Source organism: Fischerella sp. PCC 9605, assembly GCF_000517105.1.
In the GTDB taxonomy this organism is placed as follows: domain Bacteria; phylum Cyanobacteriota; class Cyanobacteriia; order Cyanobacteriales; family Nostocaceae; genus PCC9605.
Map to the genome: position 1 here is coordinate 1,288,477 of NZ_KI912149.1, position 21,060 is coordinate 1,309,536.

Here is a 21,060-nt window from a genome sequence, read left to right on the forward strand (position 1 = left end):
ATTGTATTATCAACTGGCAGAATCCTTTATGGAGATAGAGTAATACCGTGTTTGTCATCCGCAAATTGAAAACGCTCATTCTCGCTGCTGTACTCATACTGAGTTTTCTTGGTGTCTTGCCTAGCGCTGTCCAAGCTGCGACCGCTGTTGCTTTAGACACCACAAATCAAGCGATCGATGTCGCCACTGTCTACACAACCAGTCCCGATACTCAAAATCAGGTTCTCTCAGAAGTTCTGGCATCTGAGCAAACGACACTACCCAAAGCACCTGGTTTCCTCAATTCATCCGTTCTCAAAGGTCAGGATGGCACGAAAGTTGTTGCCTTAAACCAGTGGAAAGATTTATCCAGTTTCCAAGCGTATGAGGCAAAACAAACTCCAGATACAACAATTTCCGCCGCAAATCCTCGTACTTTTGTCTTTGAGATCAAAAAGACAGAAACGAGAAACACCACTCCTGCCATTGCTGAACATGGAGCCATCATGTTTAGCGAGTTCAAAATGAAAGACCCCGACAAGCAATCCGAACTGGAAGGGATTGTGTCTCAAATGATGCCTGGTGTAATGCAAATGATACCAGGATTGCAATGGGCTGCAATGGCTCCGAGTACTGATAAAACTACCATCTCCCTCATTGCTCAGTGGAATAGTCGTGAGGATTTTGAGTCACTTGGCAAGAATCCAGGCTTCGACAAAGAAACGAATTACTGGCAAGCCTATGCTGATAATGAACATGACCTCTTTGATGTCGTCAAAATCATTCGATGAGAGGAATCGATTTGCTCCTCATGGGGGGATTTAGTATCATCAGCTCAGTTTGTTGGTGCGCTGCGGCAATGGCTACAATGCTTCCAGCGATCGCGCCAAGTTCCGAGCCGCCTGGGATAATCGAAACATCATCTGTAGTTGACCCTATAACCCTTGAGGCCAATTCAGAAGCCTTCGTAGAGAGAGTTTCAGACATTACTTTAGTGGGTCAAGTTCGCTCTGTTAGCCAACTCTCAAACGTGCAGCCAACAGACTGGGTAGAGAGCCGAGATCCCTGCAAAAACGGAAATAGAGGCTGAAAAAGCTTGCTATATCTAGGTTTCAAAAATTTCAGGAGGAAGATGAAGAGCCGCCTCAAAAGGTTGGGGAATATTGTGCAGATTGACCACATAATCGCCATACCGCTTGATATGTCTGGTGAGGTAAGGACTTAAACTAGCAACAAAGCGATGATTAACTGGATATCCTTGTGCCGTTAATGTCTGAATAGCCAACGACATATCCACAGTATTCTGTAAAATGACAGCACTAGCAACCAAATCAAGGTACTTCAACCGCTTCTCTTGCTCAATTGGGTCATTTTCAGTGATCACGCCATCCTTACCAAAAAACACCCAATCGAGGAAATGATGGTACTTCTCAACAATATTTGTAATTGCATTAATTTCGGAGCGCATCCTGGCATTGGAGATATACTCCAACAAAAACATTGTTCGCACAACCTTCCCTAACTCCAAAAAAGCTTGATAAAGACGGTTTTTCTTGCTGTAACTGCTTAACTTACGTAGGAGCGTAGAAGGCATCACCTTCCCCGCCTTAATCGACAGTACCACCCGCATCATGTCATACCAGTGAAGCTGAATCAGATTCCAATTAACTACATCCTTAAACAAGGGGTCAATGTACTTGTAAGTGACTGACTCACAAGGACGCAGGAAACTCAGATCCTTCCAATTACGGATGCGTGGCATCAACTTGATACCCAGAAGATAAGAGATAGCAAATACAGGACCCGACTGACCTTGGGTATCTGCATACAGAGTATCGGGTTGAATATCGGAAAGATTTTTCAGTAACCCGTCTAAAATATATACTGCTTCCCAAACTCCACAAGTAATAAAGTGGGTAAACAAAGCAATATACTTATCAGAAACATGGTGATAAGCAATACCACCATATCCACCATAGCGGATGTGATACTCACTATGTAGATTATTCTCGTAAATCTCAAACTTACTACCATCTGCCGCCGCTCTTTTCCCCGTTCCCCAAATAGAGGGTAAACTGAAACGGTTGAAAGCATTGATCATATCCCGAATCGCCGCCTCAAGCTTGGGCGTACTGATATGGCGACGATTGGTATAAGAAATCATGTGAGATGTTACCACACCCCTAGAATGACGTGCCGTTTGATTAGGCCCAAGATTGCACCCATAACCAAAAGTTGTGAAAATATAGCGTTCCGCCGACTGCTTTAATTTGGATTCACTTCCTGAAAGGGGGCCAAAATGCCTTGTCCAGTTCAGCCAATGCTCAACATTGCAGAGAATGTCTAAAACACTACGTTCTGGCATCAAAGAGCGAATTTTCTCCTCTAATTGTTCGACCTCCTTGGGTTCAGGAGAAGACTTCAGCCGCTTCAGTACAGGCTCACCATCCTGATTAATTGTTACTTGTTGTCCATCCGCACAAAGAATATCTACTTCAGTAGCCACCTGGGTTAAACATGAGCGTAAATACTCAACAAAATCTTCTGGATTGGAGGGGAATCCAAGCTGGCTACAATATTCTTCTATCATGGGTTCACATTCTGATAGAGTCAGCAATTGTTCACGGAAATCAGCGTAACTTTCTGACCCAACAACACAAGCATCCCCAGTCTTAAATTCATTTGCTAAGTAAGAAAATACACAAATTTCTAACTGTTGGCGTACTAAAAGTTTAGTCCCTTCAACTTCCTTAACAACCAGAGTTCGCCAGTTATTACTAATAAAATCTAAATTAATCTCAAAAGCTAAATATTTGCCCCGCTTATGTTCATTATCTAACACGAACTTTAAGGCATCAATTACCGACTCATCGGCAGAAGTTGAATGAATATCTAGAGAGCGTACTAAACTAAATAACGCCTTGCGGTTAGCTGAATAAAACCGCCACATTAATGGCAAATGATTGTTGGTGTTGTATGCGGCAATTTCTTCATATTTCAGCAGTAGCAAATCTGCCCCACCATGTTCATCCAAGATGGACAGAACTTGCTCTCCTAAAGCAGCTAAATTATCTTGAGTCTCTTTCGATGCAGTTAAAACCTGTGCAAACATCCCTAGCATTTCCGATGTTTGGGTCAAATGCTTCTCACGTAGTTCTTTTAATCTTTCTTTGGCATTATTCTGAATCTTGAGGATACGCTTGATAAACATCTCTACCAAATGGTCACGAGTTTTGACCTGGGCTTCGTATAGCAAGCACAACAGCAATGTACGGCGTTTAGACAGTTTAATATCTTGAAATTCTGATATATCTAAAGCCCTAGCGTGTGTTGCTAAATATTTCACTTTAGCCGGAGCAATACTTGATAACAAGCGTTTAGCATCACCAAAGGTCATCAACTGGTTAAACTTGATTTGCAGTTGTTTAATGTGGCTCAGTTTGGCACTTTTAGGTGGGGATTTTAATAAATTTAATGTGGCGATTGATTCAGAGGTTTCCCCTAATAATAGTTGGTCTAAATAAGCTTGTTCATTAATAGATAGACCCTGAGATATTCGATGAAATAATCGATTGTTTGTAATGGAACGGACATGGCTAACTAAGCGGTCTAGGGAATTGAATGTTGGTAACTCATATCGTTCTTTAACCAATTCTTCAATTGCAATGTTGATTAAATCAGCCGGATGGTCTTTAACTTCTGCGGCAGAACTAACAACAACAGCTATCAATTTTTGGGCAGCTTTATCATAAGACTTGACACCCAAATATTCTCGAATTGCTTGTTGATAATTACGCCTTTGGCGGTCTGTGGGAATAGCTGTCACCCAATCACGTAATTTTAAATATGACCTTATATGTTTAATAATCGTGATAGGTACATTTTCTGGATGCGGAAAATATCCCAGTCTCTGAAACGATTTCAACATTACCATGAAGCAAAGTAAACCTTCATGGCTACGAACACGAGATTTGACAAATTTAAGCTCTTCCAGTGTTGGGGTATAAAGCTCAGTTAGTTCTTTCGCTGAGGGATATTGTTTAAATCTTGGGTAAGCTGTACGGTCAATTAAGGTCATTTAGGTCAAATTTAACACCGGAAATTCTGAGGGCTACCCAAACTTGGTTCATCCCTCACTCACTCGTGAACCGCTCAGTATTTTATCTTTTTTTCTGACAGACAATTAATTTATCTTGCTGACGCTTTTATTCATCCCACAGTCCCTTAAATCGTACTGGTGATAGTTCTGTGTAGCGGACTGTATGTTGAATATTATTGTGTCCTAAATAACCTTGAATGGTACGTGTGTCTACTCCTTTAGCCGCCAGAGCATATCCACAAGCATGGCGTAGCATATGAGCATGAACTGGAAACGGCAACAAAGCTAGTTTTCCAGCTCGTTCGACAATTCCAGCGATTGTATCTTTCGCTAGTGGACCAAAGCGAGATGACTGGAAAATATAAGCACAAGCTGGATAATCACGCTGGAGTTTACGCAGAGAGCGAATTTCATCACCATATAGTGGATGTGTGGAAGGAGTTCCCCTCTTGACTCGCTTAATATGGAGATTACCACCACTCCAGTCTATTTGCTCCCATCGTAGTGCTGCTGCTTCTGCCACTCGCAGTCCGTGACGGTAAATCAATAGGATTAGGGTCGAATCCCGATGAGCATGGCGACCACCAGCCTTCTTGAGTGCATCTCGCATTGCCTCAATTTCTTTTTCCAGTAAGTATTCTCTTGTCCTCACTGCGGCATACTTGCGAGAGTTAGGAGATTGAAGTGGTGAACTTTGGGTTTTACCAACTTTCGATAGTTGGGGTATCTTTACAGTCATACCCAGACCCCCTGAAAAATCAATGTCGTTTTGTCTGGTATTACCTACTTTGACTCATAAGTTGGTATTTGAGTCTTGACTGTATTAATTAGTAACTATGTACTATGCTGTGTCTGCTTGTAGCTTTCTTATGTTTGGTTTAAATAGAGTATTAAAAGCTGAAACCTATTATTGGTAAGCGTTTTCAGCCTCTATTTCCGTTTTTGCAGGGATCTCGGCTCTATGCCGACTGGGCATTCCAAGCGCTTCAGTCTTTGGCTGAGCGATACGCTATCATTTCGGGCTACCTTGATAGTACATTTCAGGGAAACCGGGCAATGAGCCGCTATGAGTTTGCAGCAGGGTTGAACGCAGCCCTAGAGCAAATGAATGGACTCATTCATGATGAACCAGCAAACATCGTTTCTCAAGATGATTTAGCTGTATTGCAGCGACTTCAGGAAGAGTTTTCAGCAGAGTTAGCCACATTGCGAGAGCAAGTTAACCCGTTAGAAGTTCGTTCCGCTGAGTTAGAGACAAATCAGTTCTCCACAACAACAAAACTAGCAGGTCAAGTCATCTTTGCAGTGAACGCAGGCGGGTTTGAAGGCGATCGCATCATCGCTCCCAGAGGTGCTCTGATTACTGATAACGATCCAAATCCCACATTTATCTATAGAGCTACTCTAAACCTGAATACCAGTTTTACAGGAACAGACTTACTGCAAGTTCGCTTGGTGACAGGTAGCGACGGTGCTGACGATAATGCTGGTGGCTTCCTCGAACCAAATCTAGGAAGTACCCTGGATTTCTCAATTCCAGGTCGGAACGATCAATTTAGCATTGCCCGCCTCTATTACACCTTTGCTCCGTCTAATGACCTGAGTCTGACCATTGGATCATCCATTACGGCACCCGATTTTGTAGACAAAAATCGCTATGCCAACGTTAGCTTTAAAGATTGTTCTACTCAAGCTTTTGTGAATAACTTTATCCTGTTTCCTAGAGGCAGAGGAGCAGGTGCCGCGATTGCCTGGAATCCAGGTGCGGGAGCCTTCCATTTACGGGGAGTATACATCGCTGGAGATGCAGAAAATTCCCTTCCAGAAAATCAACAAGTATTTGGGGGTGGTAGACCTGAAGACATTCGACTATTCCCTGTTGGGGGCGGAGGGGCTGATGGGGGCTTATTTGGCGATCCTTATCAAGGAGTTATTGAATTAGAGTATGCACCGAGCGAAACCTTTGCCCTGCGCCTGCAATATGGCGGTGGTAGGGTATTTGGTAGCAATTTTGATGTTTTAGGGATCAATGCTGAACTGGCGTAGCGATCGTCTGGGTGTGTTTGGACGATATGGCTATGGTTCTTACCCCAAAACTACGGTAGGAGATATTAACCCCAACTACTGGATGGTCGGGTTAGCATTTCCAGATCTATTTATGGAGCGAGCGATCGCAGGGATTGCAGTTGGTCAGCCATTCATTGAAAATGAGGTAGGAAATGCTACACAGACTAATTTTGAAGCATTCTATAATGTTCCGGTCAATGACTATATCCAAATCACACCCTTGATTCAAGCCATAACTAACCCTGGCAATCAAGATTTAAACGGTACAATTTTCACGGGTACAGTGCGAACGGTTTTTTCATTCTGAAACCTTATCACCCATCAGGGCTTGAACTATGGCGAGACTGGAAACAACAATTCAGGAACGAACAAACTCGCTACCTGTTAAACTCACCCTGCTATTGGTCAGTACGCTCACCGTGATGGCAGGAGCAACAATCGCTCCCTCCCTACCAGCCATGCGGGAGCACTTTGCAGAAGTTTCCAGTGCAGACTACTTGGTGCGATTGGCGCTGACTCTCCCGGCTTTGTTTATTGCCCTCGGTGCTCCTTTTGTTGGCGTTGCTATTGACCGATTGGGACGTAAACCCTTGCTGCTATTCTCGTTGGTTCTTTATGGAATTGCAGGGAGTTCTGGATTTGTACTGAGTACCCTGGGATTGATTTTGGTGGGTCGAGCATTCCTGGGCATCAGTGTGGCGGGAATTATGACAACCGCTACCACCTTAATTGCTGACTACTACAGCGGATCTGCACGGGCACAATTCCTGGGTTTACAGGCAGGATTCATGGGTTTGGGAGGAGTCCTATTCCTTTCTCTGGGTGGCTTTCTAGCCGATGGGAATTGGCGATCGCCTTTTTTGATTTATGTCATGGCGCTAGTCTTGGTACCTTTCACAGCAACCTTTTTGCCAGAACCACAACGGAACCAACCCACCCTAACATCAAGCAATGCTACCGACACAGCGCAGAAATTCCCGCTCAATCTCGTGGTGCTGACCTACGGTATTGCGCTAATCACCCAGATTGTGTTCTACCTGATTCCAACTCAGTTGCCGTTCTATTTGCAGCAAATTGCCAATGCCAGCCCGTCCCAAAGTGGGTTGGCGATCGCGCTGTCAACCCTATTTTCAGCAACTAGCTCCATTCTCTATCGCCAGGTCAAAGCTCGTTTAGGGTTTATTGCAATTTACGGTATTGCGTTTGTCAACATGGCGCTGGGGTATGGATTGATCGGTTGGGCGATCGGCTATGCAGTCGTGCTAGTGGGGTTAGCGATCGCGGGTATAGGATTAGGGCTACTCATGCCGAATATGAATCTTTGTCTGACTTCTGTGACTCCTGATGCGTTTCGAGGCAGGGTTCTAAGCGGCATTACCACCAGTTTCTTTTTAGGGCAATTTCTGTCGCCCCTGCTGAGTCAGCCGATTAGTTATGCCGTCGGTCTTGGTACAACCTACGGTTTAGCCGCCGGATTGATGCTGATCTTAACGGGATTCGCCTTAGTCCTATTTTGGCGCTGGCGGTAGACAATACACGCAGCCCAACAATCGCATGCACCGGACGGACTGGTAGCTACTGAATTAACGTGAGTTCGACGGGACTAAAAAATGGCAGGAGGTAGAGCAGGCAAATCTTTTGGATAAAATGTCAATGGCAGGTTTTTTGGGCAAATAGGTATAAGCCGCGCTCACCAGCCATTAAATTCACCAAAAAGTTAAATGGACTACGATGACGATCTGGTTCGATTTGACAAATATTTTTGAGATGGTCATAGACCGACTCGCTTAAACGCACGTTTACGTAGTTGATGGTAATTGTGGTATTTGCTGCCAAAGGTTTTCCCATGAGGAGCAAAAATCATCTACATCGCAGAAAATTTGTGTGATGTCGAGGCGAGATACAATAGTAGACATAGCCGAAACCTTGATTTTTCTTAGATATTTTTAGTTTCGGCATTTTTTTGTCACTTTTTACCTCTTCTCAATTAATCGTCGTGCTCGTCTGCGCCACTGTGCGCGATCGCTGCCGTGAATCCCAGTTGAGCAATTCTTACATAGCAAGCTTTTTGCCCCTTCCTATCCGTCGAACTCACGTACTATTAAGGCGATCGCTACCGTATTAATTACAAACTTTTGCTTTCAAACTGAAATTTAGACAAGTTTCCTGTGGGTTTCACATCGAAAACTTGCCTAAACTCCAGTCAGTAGGATGATGTTTTCAATTGCAGGTTGTTGAGAAAATATACAAGCAAATGAAATTTATCTGCTTGTAATGACTGACCCGACTTTGCCAGAAGCTATACAAAGCATTTTGGAAAATTACAGTGAGCCAGAGTCCATATTTACTGCTTTACTTCCTGTAGTTGGGGAAGTATTGCAGTGCGATCGCTGTTTCCTCTATTTGAGAAATCCTCAAACTAAATTTGGCAAAGTTGCCTATTGCTGGCGTCGAAGTCTAGAGATTTCAGACATTACAGACTCAGATTGGAAATTAGAGCCAGCATCATTACCAGAAGAAGATCCCCTATTTGCCGCTGCACTCCGAACTCATCCTTCCATTTATGTTGAAGATGTGGAAACTGCAAACCCAGAGGTTGTCAATAAAGAATTTGAGCGCAAGAACTTCGGACATCGAGCGCTGATTCATGCTCATTTGTGTCAAGACGATCAACTTTGGGGTATTTTGCAGCCTGCTGTTTTTGGTCAAAAGCGAGTTTGGTCAGCATTTGACCACGCTGTTGTTACTCAACTTGAAAGTAAACTGACTCCCTTGGCGATCGCTTATATCAAAGCAGCTAGTGTTAAAAAATAACACCACCACTACAAAGAGTTTTTTGTTCTTCGGCGATCGCATCAATAAAATGTCTGCTACTGTAAAATGTCTGCTACTGTGATTGTCGTAGTCTCGATCCCAGATGGCTTTGAGAGCCTCTACATCCACTGTGGCAAACCCACAACGATACTGCTCAATAACTGCTGCAATCTGTTGTCATCCCGCTCAGTTACTGCCATCGCGCTTGCTCCTCTCTTCGAGTAGGTGCTTGAAATCCTCATGCCAGCTATCAAATTCAGTGACAAAGTTGAAACCACAGACTGTCTCCAGCGATCGCTCGGAAATAACCTCTAGTATCCGCGTTGCACCGTCAAGTATCTTGTCTTGCGGCCCAAAGGGGTTGAGTCGCATCCTAGATCCTGGAGGGAATGCATAGTCACAGATAAACAACACTTTGTCATAGATATAAATCGTGAAACCCGGTGTGTGCCCATCAATATGAAATGCTTCAATGCCGTGCTCAGTAAAGTCACCGTCGAAGGGACGATCAACTGGAAATGGCTTAGCCAGCGGATGCTTGGCATCAAGAGCATGTAGATAAACTTTCGCCCCCCAGAGTTCACGATACTGATTAGACGCGCCCATGAAATCCTTATGGGTAAAGTAAATCGCTTTTACTGGCTCCAAGTCTGGATTGAATGCTGATGGACAATCAATCCAGACAGCACCATCATCGGTTTCAATGCGATAAGCCGCATGTTCAAAGCCAAGACGAGGTACAGACAGCAATTGTGTGACGTAGTCATTGATTGGGTGTGGCATCACTCGATAAGTTTGCTCTGCCTCATCCCAAGTCACAAACTTATCATGGCGTGCTCCGCAGAACGGACAGATATCAGGCATCTCGCCAATCATGTTATAGCCACAAACGGTACAAACCCACTGTTGATCGAACATGGTAAACTCCTTTTGAGAAATATTAGGTTTCTTGTATGTGTATTCAAAATTGAGGTCATTGGTTTTCAAGTAAATCCTGTGTCAATGACTTGAGTTTGTCTGGATTGCCCACAATGTAAATGGACTGAATGCGATCGTAAGTTTGAGGACATTCTCTGATAGCCCCTCAGCCTCCTCCAGATTCCCATCGTAAGTGTTAATTTTTATTTCTCCGCCAACTCTTTTATCCTCTCAAACGCCTTGGGGGTCACGTCTTCAAACATACTCTTGTACTCTTTCGGAATATCATGATCGAGGGTTAGTGTTGTGATGCCGTCTTTCTCCTTGAGCGTATAATTTTCCAACCTATCCCCGTCATCAAATGGATACTCTTTTCCTTCTCGTATCTCTCCCAAATGCTTGAAAGATATAAATTCGTTCGGCACGAGCTTTTCAATGATGCCGTAACTACCACCACTACCGCTCGAATCAAAAAACTCAAATCTACCGTCTTCTTTCCAGTCGCTTTCGATATACGATCCTTCCGTAAAAACGCTTGCCCAATCACGAAAGGTAGCGTCTTCCCAGAGCACCTTCCAGACCCTTTCTCTTGGCGCATTAATATCGATTGAAAAATGTAGTTTGTGCTGACTTGCTGCCATAGTGCTTTCCCCTTTCCGTCAGATACAAGACTGCTCCTTTGATCGTTTTGATTTTGCTTTGTGCTGAATTGGTTAATTTCAAATAACCAATTTCTAGTAGTGATGAGTTTAGTATGTAAAATCTCTAGAATCAGTGTCTTGCAAATTCTTGTACTTTTGAGCAAATTCTTATCTATTTGTTGAGAAATGCTTTAGGACTACTGCCCACCAGGCGTTTGAAATGATAGCTAAAATGGCTTTGATGAGTAAACCCCAAAGAATAAGCAATTTCTGCAATACTCAATTCGCCCTGTCGCAACAACTGCTTGGCGCGATCAATGCGACGTTGAATCACATACTGATGGGGTGACAACTTTGTGGATTGTTTGAACAATCGGGAGAAGTAACTCGGACTCATGCGAGCGATCGCCGCTAACGTTGCTAGCGTTAAGTCTTGGTCGAGATGTTCATGGATATAGTCCACCACTTGCCACAGTGTGTGTCTAGGTAAACCACTGATGGTTGGGGACAGCGAATATTTATGAACAGAATAATGCCGCAACAGATGCGCCATCAATGCTGTCGTCATGGCATCGACATACAAACGCCCCCCAATTCCACCGGATTCCAATTCTGCTTTCAGCGCTAACCCCATGCTGTGAATCAGCGGATCGGAAGGATTGATGATAGGAAGCAGTTCTACATCGTTGACATCGGTTGTCTCAGCCATGTGCTGTGCCAATAACTCTGGTTCAAATGCCAGCATCATAAACTGATGCTCTGTCTGCCAATACGCCCGGGTTCGAGCCTGAGCGGGTAACACTCTCACCGTCCCCTGGCTCATCGGATATAACTGGTTGAGTCCTTCAAAGGTTTCAACGATGGGCGATCGCGAGGTGCGATCGTGAACGATCAGGCGATGCTGCGGACAGAAATTTTCAAGCATTTCAGGGGGCGGTTGGCGGTGATATTGCAGGTAGAGTCCACCCCAATCGGTTGAATTATTAGACAGGAGTGCTTTGTTTGGGTAAATTGAAAGACCGTCTTCTCCAGCCAGATTAACCCTCAGAGCCTCGTTTGTCACCATAACTCACAGCCTCCTTACCCAGCCAAGCTGCGATTTTTAACGTAGTCGAAATGACTTCATTTTAGCGCGGCACTCAAGTTTTTAAGTAAAGTTTCATGAAGGTAGATTTGCCATAATTCGCTTCAACTTCTCTGGATTCCTGACAGTGTAGACAGATTGAATGTAACCATCCACGATGTCAAATGTCGTCACGCTGTGAATGCAGCCATCAACAAACGTGATTATGCCAGGCTGTCCATTAATGTCGATGATGTAAGTAACTGCCTCAGAAACCCATTTGCTGCGAACCGCCAGCAAAAACCGAGCGACTTTCATTGCCCCCTGTAGTGGTTTCAGGGCAGCGGCAACCTGTCCTCCGCCATCCGACCAATAGGTGACATCCTTTGCTAGAAGTGCCAGTAAACCTTGCAAATTACCCTGGGTTGAAGCTTCCAGGAATTGCGCTGTAATTTCCTCCTGTTGTTGATGGGAAACAGGAAAGCGAGGACGTTGAGCAGTAATATGCTGACGCGAACGCCGCAGAATTTGGCGGCAGTTAGCTGGGCTTTTCCCTACCATCTGGGCAATTTCATCGTAGTCATACTCAAAGACTTCCCGCAGCAGAAATACGGCTCGTTCGATGGGCGATAGGCGTTCTAAAACCACTAAAAACGCCATCGAAAGTGAGTCTGCCAACTCTAAGAGAGCAGCTGGATCGTCGGTTTGTTGAGTCACAATCGGTTCGGGTAGCCACGGCCCCACGTATTGTTCTCGTTGCATGCGGGCAGAACGCAGATGGTCAATGCAGAGGCGGGTAATAATCGTTAACAAATACGTTTTGGCAGATTTCACCGTGGCTTGGGCCGTTTGCTGCCAGCGCAGGAAGGTTTCTTGCACCATGTCTTCAGCATCAGTAACCTTTCCCAACATCCGGTAGGCGATCGCAAATAGAAGAGGACGATGCTGGTTAAAGGTTTCGAGATGACTCATAAAACCTGCTCTCTGTGCTGTAGAGTAGTCAATGCCCATGCGCCGATCCCACATCCGACTCCTTCTGTGAGGAATAAAAGAATCGCAGTGATGTGGAAGAGGATACCCCAACCGGCAAACGGAATTTGGGAGATGTGGTCGGGACTGATCGCGATGAAATGGTAATAGACACCAAACAGGATTGCTCCAGCCATTGAACTCAGCAAAAGCCAGCTACCAACCTGCTGAAATGGTGTCCAAAGTAAAATCATGGCAGCGATCGGAGCTAACACAATGATAGAACCGACAAACAGACTTTGCAGCCCAGACAAAGGAACCGGTATTTTCTCGTGAGCTAAACCATGTAGGACGACGACAATGGCATGAATGATGACAGTGATAGTGGCATATCGAATAATGCGTTGCATCTTTACTACTCCCTGAGCGTGTATTGATATGACTAATATTCCTGTTTTGGGGCTTTCACTCTCCCAAATCACTTACGCAGAGAGTGTTTCAGGAGCCGTTTTTCTTTCCTGCAATGGTTGCGGTTCATAGCTGCCGGGAACCATGCGAGTGGCGATCGCAATCCGATTCCAGCCATTGATGGTAACAATCGCCATCAACAGATTGGCAATTTCATCCTGAGTAAAATAACGGCTTACTTCCTCGTAAAGTAAATCTGAAACGCGATCAGTTGCAATCAGAGTAACGGCTTCTGTAAAGGCAAGGACTGCTCGTTCTTCTGGGGTAAAAAAAGGAGTTTCCCGCCACGCATTGAGAGCATAAATCCGTTGCTCCATTTCCCCATTGCGTCTGGCATCTTTGGTATGCATATCAATGCAAAACGCACAGCCATTAATTTGTGATGCTCGAATTTTAATCAGTTCCAGCAGTGTTGGCTCGATACCACTGCCTCGAACATAGCGTTCCAGGTGCGACATTGCCTGATAAGCGGCTGCATTCGTTTTTCCAAACTCTATTCGGATCTGCATCTGTCTACCTCCTGTCTCATCAATAGGTGTTCACCTATTAGACGAAGCAGGGTCGCTTGTTGTGACAGGTTCTTCTGTAAAGGAGACAGTGCACGAGTTCGGGCATTAGTGGAACCGCTGACCGAATAATACCATGTCCGCTTAAACACTTATCATTAAGGCTGACGCGGTGACGAAAAGACACGGGGACGCGGAGAGATTTTAATCGTAAGTGATTACCCGGAGTTGATATAATCAATAGTCAGATTTTTGAGCGAATAGCTTTCGATTTCCGGCGGCGCCTCCGTTTCGCCAAAGCCGCGTAGGTCGGGCGCGACAGCATGAAATCCAGCGGCGACGGCAGGGAATATTTTGTTATAAATAGCCTCTAAGTTTCCTCACTTTCCTCATACAACTGCTCAAGTTCTTGCAGTTGAGTGCGCCGAGATTTTTGTCGATATTTTTTACTTTCTAACTTTGGTTCGTACTGAGTCTGGCCCTTGCCTTTAGTTTTTACCTTCACGGTAGATTCAGGAGCAGCTTGTTGGTTAAGCTGGGTTTGACGCTCGATCGCTTCTTCCAAAAACTCCAAATAATGCTGGTAGCGTTCCCAGTTTCCCCGCACAGCACATCCAGGCTCATCTCGATGCAGGCAGTCACTGAACCGACAGCTAGCAACTGCTAATCTCTCCCTAGCTTCCGGGAAATAATTTGCTAATTCTTCTGGCTGACAATCTAAGTCAGGCTGATTAAAACCGGGAGTATCCGCCAGCAAACCACCTTTTGGCAATTCAAATAATTCTACATGGCGTGTAGTGTGACGACCACGAGCGAGTTTGCCAGAAATTTCACCTATGCGTAGATTAACATTAGGAATCAAGATATTGATTAAACTGGACTTACCAACTCCTGAAGGTCCAGCAACAACGGTAATCTTATCTTTAAGTAGGTTGGCTGTTTTGTCAATATTTATACTTTTGTACACGCTAATAAATATTGGCTGATAACCCCAACTTACAAGACGTTCATTTATTTCTACCTGCTGTTCTGTTGAGATTAAATCACTTTTATTTAGGCATAAAACTACATCTAAACTTGTAGAAGACTCAGCTTTAACCAGAAAGCGGCTGAGTTGGTATGGTTCTAGAGGCGGATCGGCAACAGCAAACACCAACATAATTTGGTTGACATTAGCGATCGCCGGACGATCCAATTGGTTTTTTCGGGGTAGAACATCAGCGATCGCACCTCTTTTTCCAGTCCAGTCTGGTTCTTCTACGACAACGCGATCGCCTACTATTACCTGTTGCCCAATTTTTTTCAGGCGGGTTCTGCGGGTACATAAGAGGATAGGGAGATGGGGGGATAGGGAGGTGGGGGGAATTACTCTCACTCTCCCACTCTCCCACTCTCCCACTCTCCCACTCTCCCGCTTTCCCATTCCTATATCTAGCTGTACTTTGTAATAATTCGCCTGCACGGCTAACACCGTACCCAACAAAGTGAGAGTGTGTTCTGGTGTTTCCTCTGTCATGAGGTGGTAGCGGGACGGCGTACTAACAAAGAAAAATAGCTAGTGCAGTCTGTGACTTGTTCAACCTGATAACCTGCCATTGTCAGGCTATCAGGAACTTGCTCAATTGGTTCGCCGGGGTCTAGCCAGACTTCTAGTAAACCCCCTGGTTGCATTTGCTCCAAACGGAGTTTTGTGCGTACAAAATTAATTGGGCAGGGGGTGCCGCGCAAGTCAAGTTGAGCATCAGGAGTTGAGAGAGAAGATAGACTCATCGTTGGTGAAAAAAATTGCCCAAAAAACCTTCTATACCGCCTTTACCAGTACGCTCTCCTCTAATTTTAGCTAGCTTTTCTAGCAATTCTCGTTCCTCAGGAGTTATCTTATTGGGAATATCAATTAATACTGTAATCATATGGTCGCCTCGGCTGACTGGATTACCCAAACGTGGCACACCACGACTTTCCAACTTCATCACTGTATTTGGCTGGGTTCCGGGTGGAATTGTCAGTTCGACTGGCCCGTCTACCGTATTGATCTCAAAGCGGGAACCTAAAATAGCCTGGAGATAGCTAATTTTGATTTCCGAGAGAATGTTTATACCATCCCGCTGAAATTCTGCGTCTTCATTGACAAATAAGTAGACGTACAAATCTCCAGGCGGCCCACCACGTTGACCGGCATCTCCTTCTCCAGATATCCGCAAGCGCGTACCATTGTCTACGCCAGCCGGAATAGTAATTTTGAGTTTCTTTGTAACCTGATTTGCACCCTTGCCATCACAAGCATCGCATTTGTCTTCTATAACAGTACCCGTACCATTACAGGTTGGACAGGTCGAGACTTGGGTAAAACTGCCAAATGGCGTTCTAGTGACGCGGCGTACTTGACCCGAACCACTACAAGTCGAACAAGTGCGAGGGCGAGTTCCTGGCTTTGCACCCGAGCCGCCACACGCTTCACAAGTCTCTAAATGCGAAATACGAATTTCCTTTTCACCACCAAATACCGCTTCTCGAAAATCTAACTTCAGGTCTAGGCGCAGATCGTCACCCCTAACCGGGCCACTGCGTCGTCTTTGCGCTTGAGTACCCATACCACCGGCAAAGCCACTGAAGATGCTTTCAAAGATATCGGCAAAACCGCCCATATCAACATCTTGGTAGCCGACACCAGCCGCACCTGAGACTCCAGCTTCACCAAAGCGGTCATAACGAGCGCGGGTTTCTGATTCTGAGAGTACCTCATAGGCGCGGTTGATTTCTTTAAAGCGTTCCTCGGCTCCCGGTTCTTTGTTCACATCTGGGTGATACTTCCGGGCTAAGCGGCGATAGGCTTGTTTGATTTCTTCTTTATCGGCGTCACGAGAGACACCCAGAATTTCGTAGTAGTCGCGGGCCATATAGCAAAGGTGAAAGTTAAAAGGTAGAAAGCAGCTATGCAGGGAGAAATTTGTAGACGCACCAGGCGTGGATTGACAACTCGATTGAGTTATGGCTTCCTTACAATAGTGCGGCGGCTTAAGCCTCTGATGAAATTCGAACAGGCAGAAGGCAACGGTTAAATTTTATTAATAATTGATTTTACCTTTTACCTTTTACATAAATCACCAGCAAATCACCAGCAACAGGTGCTTTCTTCGTAAGGCAGCGCGTTTTTGGAGGTTTTTGTAGGCCCGTAGGGCATCTACATTTACGAGAAGGGCTACGCCCTGGGAGTGCAGGGTACCAGCGCGGCCTTGAGGAGGCAGTGCGGTCTTGGGGGAAGACCCCCAACCCCACACTTCGTGGGGACTCCGCAGACCCTCATGAGCACTTGCTGTGGTTCCTGAGCCAGCGCATTGCGAAGTTTCCCCCGTTGTGGCGACTGCCGTAAAAGACGATAAAAGCTTTGGCCTGAGGCTGTCTCTTTTACAATTGTGCTACGTACTAGGGAAAAACTCTGCCTACCAATCAGAGGGGCTAGCCGCACCAAAAGGTACGGAAAACCCCCCATTACCCTGAGAGTTCATCTGTTTTTTAATCAATTCAGCTAGAGTTTTTAACTCCTGACAAAGCTAATCATTTCTACAATCTAGCAAAAATGGGTACTGGATAGTGGATAGTGGTTAGTGGGAAAGATTAACTACTAACTACTAACTACTAACTACTAACTACTAACTACCAACATCTTTCAATCTATGGCTTCATAATCAGCCTGTAGGGTATTTTCCTCTTCAAAATCAAAGTTAAATTGCGGTGTAAGTGTGCTATTGGGTGGTTCAGATTGTTCAGGAGCAGAACTATCTGCTGCGGAGGGAGCATGATCGACTTGGCCATCATTAACGCGGTTGTAGACTTCGGCACCAATGGTAAACAGAGTTTGCTGGAAGTCATCCAGGCACTGTTTGAATTCTGCTACAGAAATACTCGAATTAGCCATGACTACCTGCAACTGGGCGAGTTTTTCATCTGCAAGAGTTTTCATTTGCTCGCCAATCAGGTTGCCATTATCTTTTAAGGTCGATTCGTAGCTGTACAACAAATTATCCGCTTGGTTTTTGAGCGCCGCCATTTCTATGCGTTTTCTGTCTTCTTCGGCAAACATCTCGGCTTCTTGCCGCATTCGTTCCACTTCGCTGGTACTCAAGCCACCTGTGTTGGTTATCCGAATACTCTGCTCTCTACCTGTACCTTTATCTTGTGCGGATACTTTCAGGATGCCATTGACATCGATTTCAAAACTGACTTCGATTTGCGGTACGCCACGGGGGGCTGGGGGAATTCCCGCAAGTAGGAATTTGCCTAAACTTTTGTTATCCCGTGCCATTGCCCGTTCACCTTGGAGAACATGAATTTCTACCGAAGTTTGTCCATCAACGGCTGTGGAAAAAATTTGAGATTTACTAGTCGGAATTGTGGTATTGCGTTCGATAATTTTAGTGAACACTTCTCCTAAAGTTTCAATTCCCAGTGACAGAGGTGTAACATCCAATAAGAGGAGATTATCTACTTCACCAGCAAGCACTCCAGCTTGGATGGCAGCTCCTAATGCAACTGCTTCGTCAGGATTAATAGAGCGATCGGGAGCTTTGCCATTAAAAAATTTTATTAAGGCGTTTTGTACAGCAGGAATGCGTGTAGAACCGCCCACTAAAATAATGCGATCGATGGTTTGTGGTTTTAGGTCTGCATCTTTCAAGGCCTGAACCATAGGTTCAATAGTGGCTTCAATCAAATGACCCGTCAGTTCTTCAAATTTGGCACGGGTAAGTTCCATCTCCAGATGTTTGGGCCCTGTTTCATCAGCAGTGATAAACGGCAAGTTAATTGAGGTATTCACCATGCTGGAGAGTTCTATCTTGGCCTTTTCTGCTGCCTCCCGTAGACGTTGCAAAGCCATCTTATCTTGGGAAAGGTCTATTTTCTCTTGCTGGATAAATACATCTCTCATCCAACGGACGATACAGTTATCAAAATCGTCTCCACCTAGGTGGTTGTTACCACTAGTCGCCTTTACTTCAAACACTCCATCCCCTAGTTGCAGAATGGATACGTCGAAGGTGCCACCCCCCAAGTCAAAGACAAGAATTAGTTGTTCTTGATCTTGTTTGTCTAGGCCAAAAGCTAAAGCCGCAGCGGTTGGTTCGTTGATGATCCGCAGTACCTCTAGTCCAGCAATTGTGCCAGCATCTTTAGTCGCTTGTCTTTGAGCATCTGTGAAATAAGCAGGTACGGTAATCACTGCTTGAGTTACTGATTCACCTAAAAAGTTTTCCGCATCCTGTTTGAGTTTTTGCAGAATCATCGCGGAAATTTCTTGCGGTGTGTAGTTACGTCCGCGAATTTGAACATCAACGGTATCATCTCGACCTTTGACACAGTTATAGGGTACGCGAGTGCGTTCTGTTTCGGTGTCATCCCAACGACGACCGATAAATCGCTTGATACTGTAGATTGTGTTCTCAGCATTAGTTACAGCTTGGCGCTTTGCCAGCGAACCGACTAAGCGCTCACCGCCTTTGCCAAAACCTACAATACTAGGTGTGGTTCGTCCGCCTTCTGAATTGGCGATAACGATAGGTTGACCACCTTCCAAAACTGCGACGCAACTATTGGTAGTGCCTAAGTCGATCCCAATAACTTTTCCCATGTGTACGAGTATTTTTACTGAGTAATTATTTACCGAAGTATAAGCGGTATCTGACGGAGGAAATTTTTCTGGGCGGTGTTTTGACGCTAGAAATTGTTTCTCCGTTAGCGTTTCCACTGGGGAAGGCTACTAAACTTCGGGCGTGAGTTTCGCGGACTACCTTGTTTACGTTTTTGAATGCGGTGCTGACCTTAGTTTTTCAGGCAGTTTTGGTCATAAATAGTCATTAGTCATTAGTTTTGGACTGTTAAACTTTTGATAAATGACATAGACGCGCTAGCGATGAGCCAGTGCGGTTTTGGGGAGACAGCGCGCTGCAAAGGGGAGGCAGCGTGTGTGGTCTTGGGGAGGCGCGTGTTCGGGTAGGGATTCTCCTGTGTCCGAACTTTAAGCGCCGTCGCCGTGGTTCACCCCATGTAGACGCCCTCCGGGCGGTGATTCAGCGCGCACTTATAGGGGGTTCTCCCCCATGTAGACGCGCGCAGCGCGGTGAGACTAGCCCCCGTCTTGGTGAAACCACTTGCCGTCTTGGCTTCTGCCGAGATGGCAACGTGGCGAACCCGAAGGGCTTGGTGCCAGATGGGGGACTGGCGTAGACGCCCTAGGGTACAGGGTAGGACAAATGACAAAAACTTAGTAGCTTTTTAACTATTTTCTGGAGGAGACTGATTTTCCTCTGAAGACGGCATATCTTCTTTCGGAGCAGCCACCTTAACCATTGCATGGCGCAGCACGCGATCGCCCAAGTAATATCCGCGTACTAACTCTTCTAACACTGTTCCTTCAGGATATTCATCAGTATGTTCCCGCATTACTGCTTCGTGCAGGTTGGGATCGAATGGTTGACCTTCAGGACGCATCGGCGATACACCCAAACGCTTCAGGCAATCTACTAATTGTTTGTAAACACCTTGATAACTTTTGTGAATTGCCATTTCCCCATCGTTTTGGGGTTTAATTTGCGCTCGCGCCCGCTCGAAATTATCGACTACTGGTAGTAATTCAGTAATCGCATTCCGCTTCATCTGTACTTCTAAATCTTCTTTTTCTTTGATCGTACGTTTGCGGTAATTCTCAAAATCCGCCGCGATCCGCATATATTGAGTGTTACGCTCTTCTAGCTGCGCTTTGAGAGACTCAATTTGTTGACTCATTTGTGCTATGGCAGCTGTGTCAACTGCTTGTGTCTCTGTGGCAGCAACCCCATTGTCCTGACTGGGCGTAACTGTTTCTTCGGGTACGCTAGTTTGGGCTGCCACTTGCTCTGTTACCTCGCTGCCAGGTTCGTTAACATTCATTGGAACTGGGGAGTCACTGTTCATTGCTTGCTTGACCTCTGTTGGTTCACCCAATTGCTTGCTAGTATTGTTTACCTGTTTATCTTCGTCCATCATTATGTACTATGTACTCATCCCAGATGCTGAATACGGCAAATCACCTTCATGTTGCAGCCATTGAATCTGTGAGGCAGATAGCCTTTGGACTTCTTACAGAAGTTGGGACAAGGTTAAAGGCATTGGAAAACTCATTTCCTTTTACCCTTATCCCACCGTCTTGCAAAAGCTGCTTTTGCAAAAGGTCTATTTTTGCCAGCCAAAAATAGGCGTATTTTGTTGCCAACATTTGCTGGAAGTAATGTCACCGTCATCTATTTTGACAAATGCTGAGCGCCTTAGCGCAGACGCATATATCTTGCGGTAATTTAGGCTCCTTTTGTTTGGGCGATCGCGGTTGTTTTCTAGTCTTAAGTCCTGTGATATCAACTGTTTTCAGTATATTCACTCAAATATATTTAATCTTTTTATCAATAGGTTATTTTCTTAATTCCTCTTCCTCACAGCTATGGGGAAGTAATTTATTGCCGCAACTGGTTGACTCGATTTTAATTAAGTGAATATGTAAATTCTCAC

At 45.1% G+C, this 21,060-nt stretch carries 22 protein-coding genes and 1 pseudogene; 8 read left to right on the top strand and 15 right to left on the bottom strand.

Features of this window, described 5'->3' with window-relative positions; all coding sequences use genetic code 11:
• Positions 1–47 precede the first annotated feature (47 nt).
• Together FIS9605_RS0120570 and FIS9605_RS42885 are read left to right on the top strand one after the other, a co-directional pair.
• On the top strand, positions 48–770 hold the full coding sequence (locus FIS9605_RS0120570; RefSeq protein ID WP_026734275.1) for an antibiotic biosynthesis monooxygenase: 723 nt from the start codon (positions 48–50) through the stop codon (positions 768–770).
• A gap of 68 nt (positions 771–838) precedes the next feature.
• On the top strand, positions 839–1,069 hold the full coding sequence (locus FIS9605_RS42885) for a hypothetical protein (protein WP_155960475.1): 231 nt from the start codon (positions 839–841) through the stop codon (positions 1,067–1,069).
• Positions 1,070–1,084: 15 nt separating this feature from the next.
• Here FIS9605_RS42885 and FIS9605_RS0120580 read toward each other — a convergent pair whose 3' ends face one another.
• Together FIS9605_RS0120580 and FIS9605_RS0120585 are read right to left on the bottom strand one after the other, a co-directional pair.
• Entirely contained in the window at positions 1,085–4,057 is a 2,973-nt protein-coding gene (locus FIS9605_RS0120580) for a Tn3 family transposase (protein WP_026734277.1), read from the bottom strand.
• A 127-nt stretch (positions 4,058–4,184) separates the two neighbouring features.
• Positions 4,185–4,817 (bottom strand): tyrosine-type recombinase/integrase, encoded by a 633-nt coding sequence (locus FIS9605_RS0120585; RefSeq protein ID WP_026731100.1) that lies wholly within the window; start codon positions 4,815–4,817, stop codon positions 4,185–4,187.
• Between the two features lie 203 nt (positions 4,818–5,020).
• Between FIS9605_RS0120585 and FIS9605_RS45370 the strand changes: the two genes are divergently transcribed.
• The 3 genes from FIS9605_RS45370 to FIS9605_RS0120595 are packed head-to-tail and all read left to right on the top strand — an operon-like array spanning position 5,021 to position 7,674.
• Positions 5,021–6,124 carry an iron uptake porin gene (locus FIS9605_RS45370; RefSeq protein ID WP_231510404.1) on the top strand — a complete coding sequence of 368 codons (1,104 nt, stop codon included), beginning with the start codon at positions 5,021–5,023 and terminating at the stop codon, positions 6,122–6,124.
• Positions 6,108–6,452, top strand: coding sequence for a carbohydrate porin (locus FIS9605_RS45375; RefSeq protein ID WP_051470086.1), 345 nt, complete (start codon positions 6,108–6,110; stop codon positions 6,450–6,452). Before FIS9605_RS45370 ends, FIS9605_RS45375 begins: the two co-directional genes overlap by 17 nt.
• A 28-nt stretch (positions 6,453–6,480) precedes the next feature.
• Positions 6,481–7,674 (top strand): MFS transporter, encoded by a 1,194-nt coding sequence (locus FIS9605_RS0120595; RefSeq protein WP_026734278.1) that lies wholly within the window; start codon positions 6,481–6,483, stop codon positions 7,672–7,674.
• 74 nt (positions 7,675–7,748) lie between these two features.
• Here the strand turns inward: FIS9605_RS0120595 and FIS9605_RS37655 are convergent.
• Positions 7,749–7,930: pseudogene (locus FIS9605_RS37655) on the bottom strand (IS982 family transposase); the annotation flags it as partial.
• Between the two features lie 178 nt (positions 7,931–8,108).
• Between FIS9605_RS37655 and FIS9605_RS45380 the strand changes: the two are divergent.
• Together FIS9605_RS45380 and FIS9605_RS0120605 are read left to right on the top strand one after the other, a co-directional pair.
• Positions 8,109–8,270, top strand: a complete 162-nt coding sequence (locus tag FIS9605_RS45380) for a hypothetical protein (protein ID WP_231510405.1) — start codon at positions 8,109–8,111, stop codon at positions 8,268–8,270.
• Between the two features lie 149 nt (positions 8,271–8,419).
• Positions 8,420–8,959 (top strand): GAF domain-containing protein, encoded by a 540-nt coding sequence (locus FIS9605_RS0120605; protein WP_026734279.1) that lies wholly within the window; start codon positions 8,420–8,422, stop codon positions 8,957–8,959.
• Positions 8,960–9,145: 186 nt separating this feature from the next.
• Here FIS9605_RS0120605 and FIS9605_RS0120610 read toward each other — a convergent pair whose 3' ends face one another.
• From FIS9605_RS0120610 to dnaK, 10 genes are all read right to left on the bottom strand, one after another.
• Positions 9,146–9,877 carry a rubredoxin-like domain-containing protein gene (locus tag FIS9605_RS0120610; RefSeq protein WP_026734280.1) on the bottom strand — a complete coding sequence of 244 codons (732 nt, stop codon included), beginning with the start codon at positions 9,875–9,877 and terminating at the stop codon, positions 9,146–9,148.
• A gap of 203 nt (positions 9,878–10,080) precedes the next feature.
• Positions 10,081–10,518 (bottom strand): SRPBCC family protein, encoded by a 438-nt coding sequence (locus FIS9605_RS0120615; RefSeq protein ID WP_026734281.1) that lies wholly within the window; start codon positions 10,516–10,518, stop codon positions 10,081–10,083.
• 172 nt (positions 10,519–10,690) lie between these two features.
• On the bottom strand, positions 10,691–11,584 hold the full coding sequence (locus FIS9605_RS0120620; protein ID WP_026734282.1) for a helix-turn-helix domain-containing protein: 894 nt from the start codon (positions 11,582–11,584) through the stop codon (positions 10,691–10,693).
• Positions 11,585–11,677: 93 nt separating this feature from the next.
• The gene (locus FIS9605_RS0120625; RefSeq protein ID WP_026734283.1) at positions 11,678–12,553 is read right to left on the bottom strand and encodes an RNA polymerase sigma-70 factor; all 876 of its coding nucleotides are present in this window, start codon (positions 12,551–12,553) and stop codon (positions 11,678–11,680) included.
• The gene (locus FIS9605_RS0120630; protein WP_026734284.1) at positions 12,550–12,960 is read right to left on the bottom strand and encodes a hypothetical protein; all 411 of its coding nucleotides are present in this window, start codon (positions 12,958–12,960) and stop codon (positions 12,550–12,552) included. The genes FIS9605_RS0120625 and FIS9605_RS0120630 overlap by 4 nt, the downstream gene beginning before the upstream one ends.
• A 72-nt stretch (positions 12,961–13,032) precedes the next feature.
• Positions 13,033–13,527, bottom strand: coding sequence for a carboxymuconolactone decarboxylase family protein (locus tag FIS9605_RS0120635; RefSeq protein WP_231510406.1), 495 nt, complete (start codon positions 13,525–13,527; stop codon positions 13,033–13,035).
• A gap of 367 nt (positions 13,528–13,894) precedes the next feature.
• A complete protein-coding gene (rsgA, locus tag FIS9605_RS0120640; RefSeq protein WP_026734286.1) occupies positions 13,895–15,040 on the bottom strand; it encodes a small ribosomal subunit biogenesis GTPase RsgA in 1,146 nt (381 codons plus the stop codon).
• Complete coding sequence (locus FIS9605_RS0120645; protein WP_026734287.1) at positions 15,037–15,294, bottom strand: sulfurtransferase TusA family protein; 258 nt, start codon at positions 15,292–15,294, stop codon at positions 15,037–15,039. Before FIS9605_RS0120645 ends, rsgA begins: the two co-directional genes overlap by 4 nt.
• Entirely contained in the window at positions 15,291–16,421 is a 1,131-nt protein-coding gene (dnaJ, locus tag FIS9605_RS0120650) for a molecular chaperone DnaJ (RefSeq protein ID WP_026734288.1), read from the bottom strand. Before dnaJ ends, FIS9605_RS0120645 begins: the two co-directional genes overlap by 4 nt.
• A gap of 770 nt (positions 16,422–17,191) precedes the next feature.
• Positions 17,192–19,150, bottom strand: a complete 1,959-nt coding sequence (gene dnaK, locus FIS9605_RS0120660; RefSeq protein ID WP_026734289.1) for a molecular chaperone DnaK — start codon at positions 19,148–19,150, stop codon at positions 17,192–17,194.
• Between the two features lie 332 nt (positions 19,151–19,482).
• Here dnaK and FIS9605_RS42895 point away from each other — a divergent pair, with 332 nt between their 5' ends.
• Positions 19,483–19,746 carry a hypothetical protein gene (locus FIS9605_RS42895; RefSeq protein WP_155960476.1) on the top strand — a complete coding sequence of 88 codons (264 nt, stop codon included), beginning with the start codon at positions 19,483–19,485 and terminating at the stop codon, positions 19,744–19,746.
• 48 nt (positions 19,747–19,794) lie between these two features.
• Here FIS9605_RS42895 and grpE read toward each other — a convergent pair whose 3' ends face one another.
• Together grpE and FIS9605_RS44225 are read right to left on the bottom strand one after the other, a co-directional pair.
• On the bottom strand, positions 19,795–20,541 hold the full coding sequence (gene grpE, locus FIS9605_RS0120665) for a nucleotide exchange factor GrpE (protein WP_026734290.1): 747 nt from the start codon (positions 20,539–20,541) through the stop codon (positions 19,795–19,797).
• 49 nt (positions 20,542–20,590) lie between these two features.
• The gene (locus tag FIS9605_RS44225) at positions 20,591–20,773 is read right to left on the bottom strand and encodes a hypothetical protein (protein ID WP_026734291.1); all 183 of its coding nucleotides are present in this window, start codon (positions 20,771–20,773) and stop codon (positions 20,591–20,593) included.
• Between the last annotated feature and the right edge of the window lie 287 nt (positions 20,774–21,060).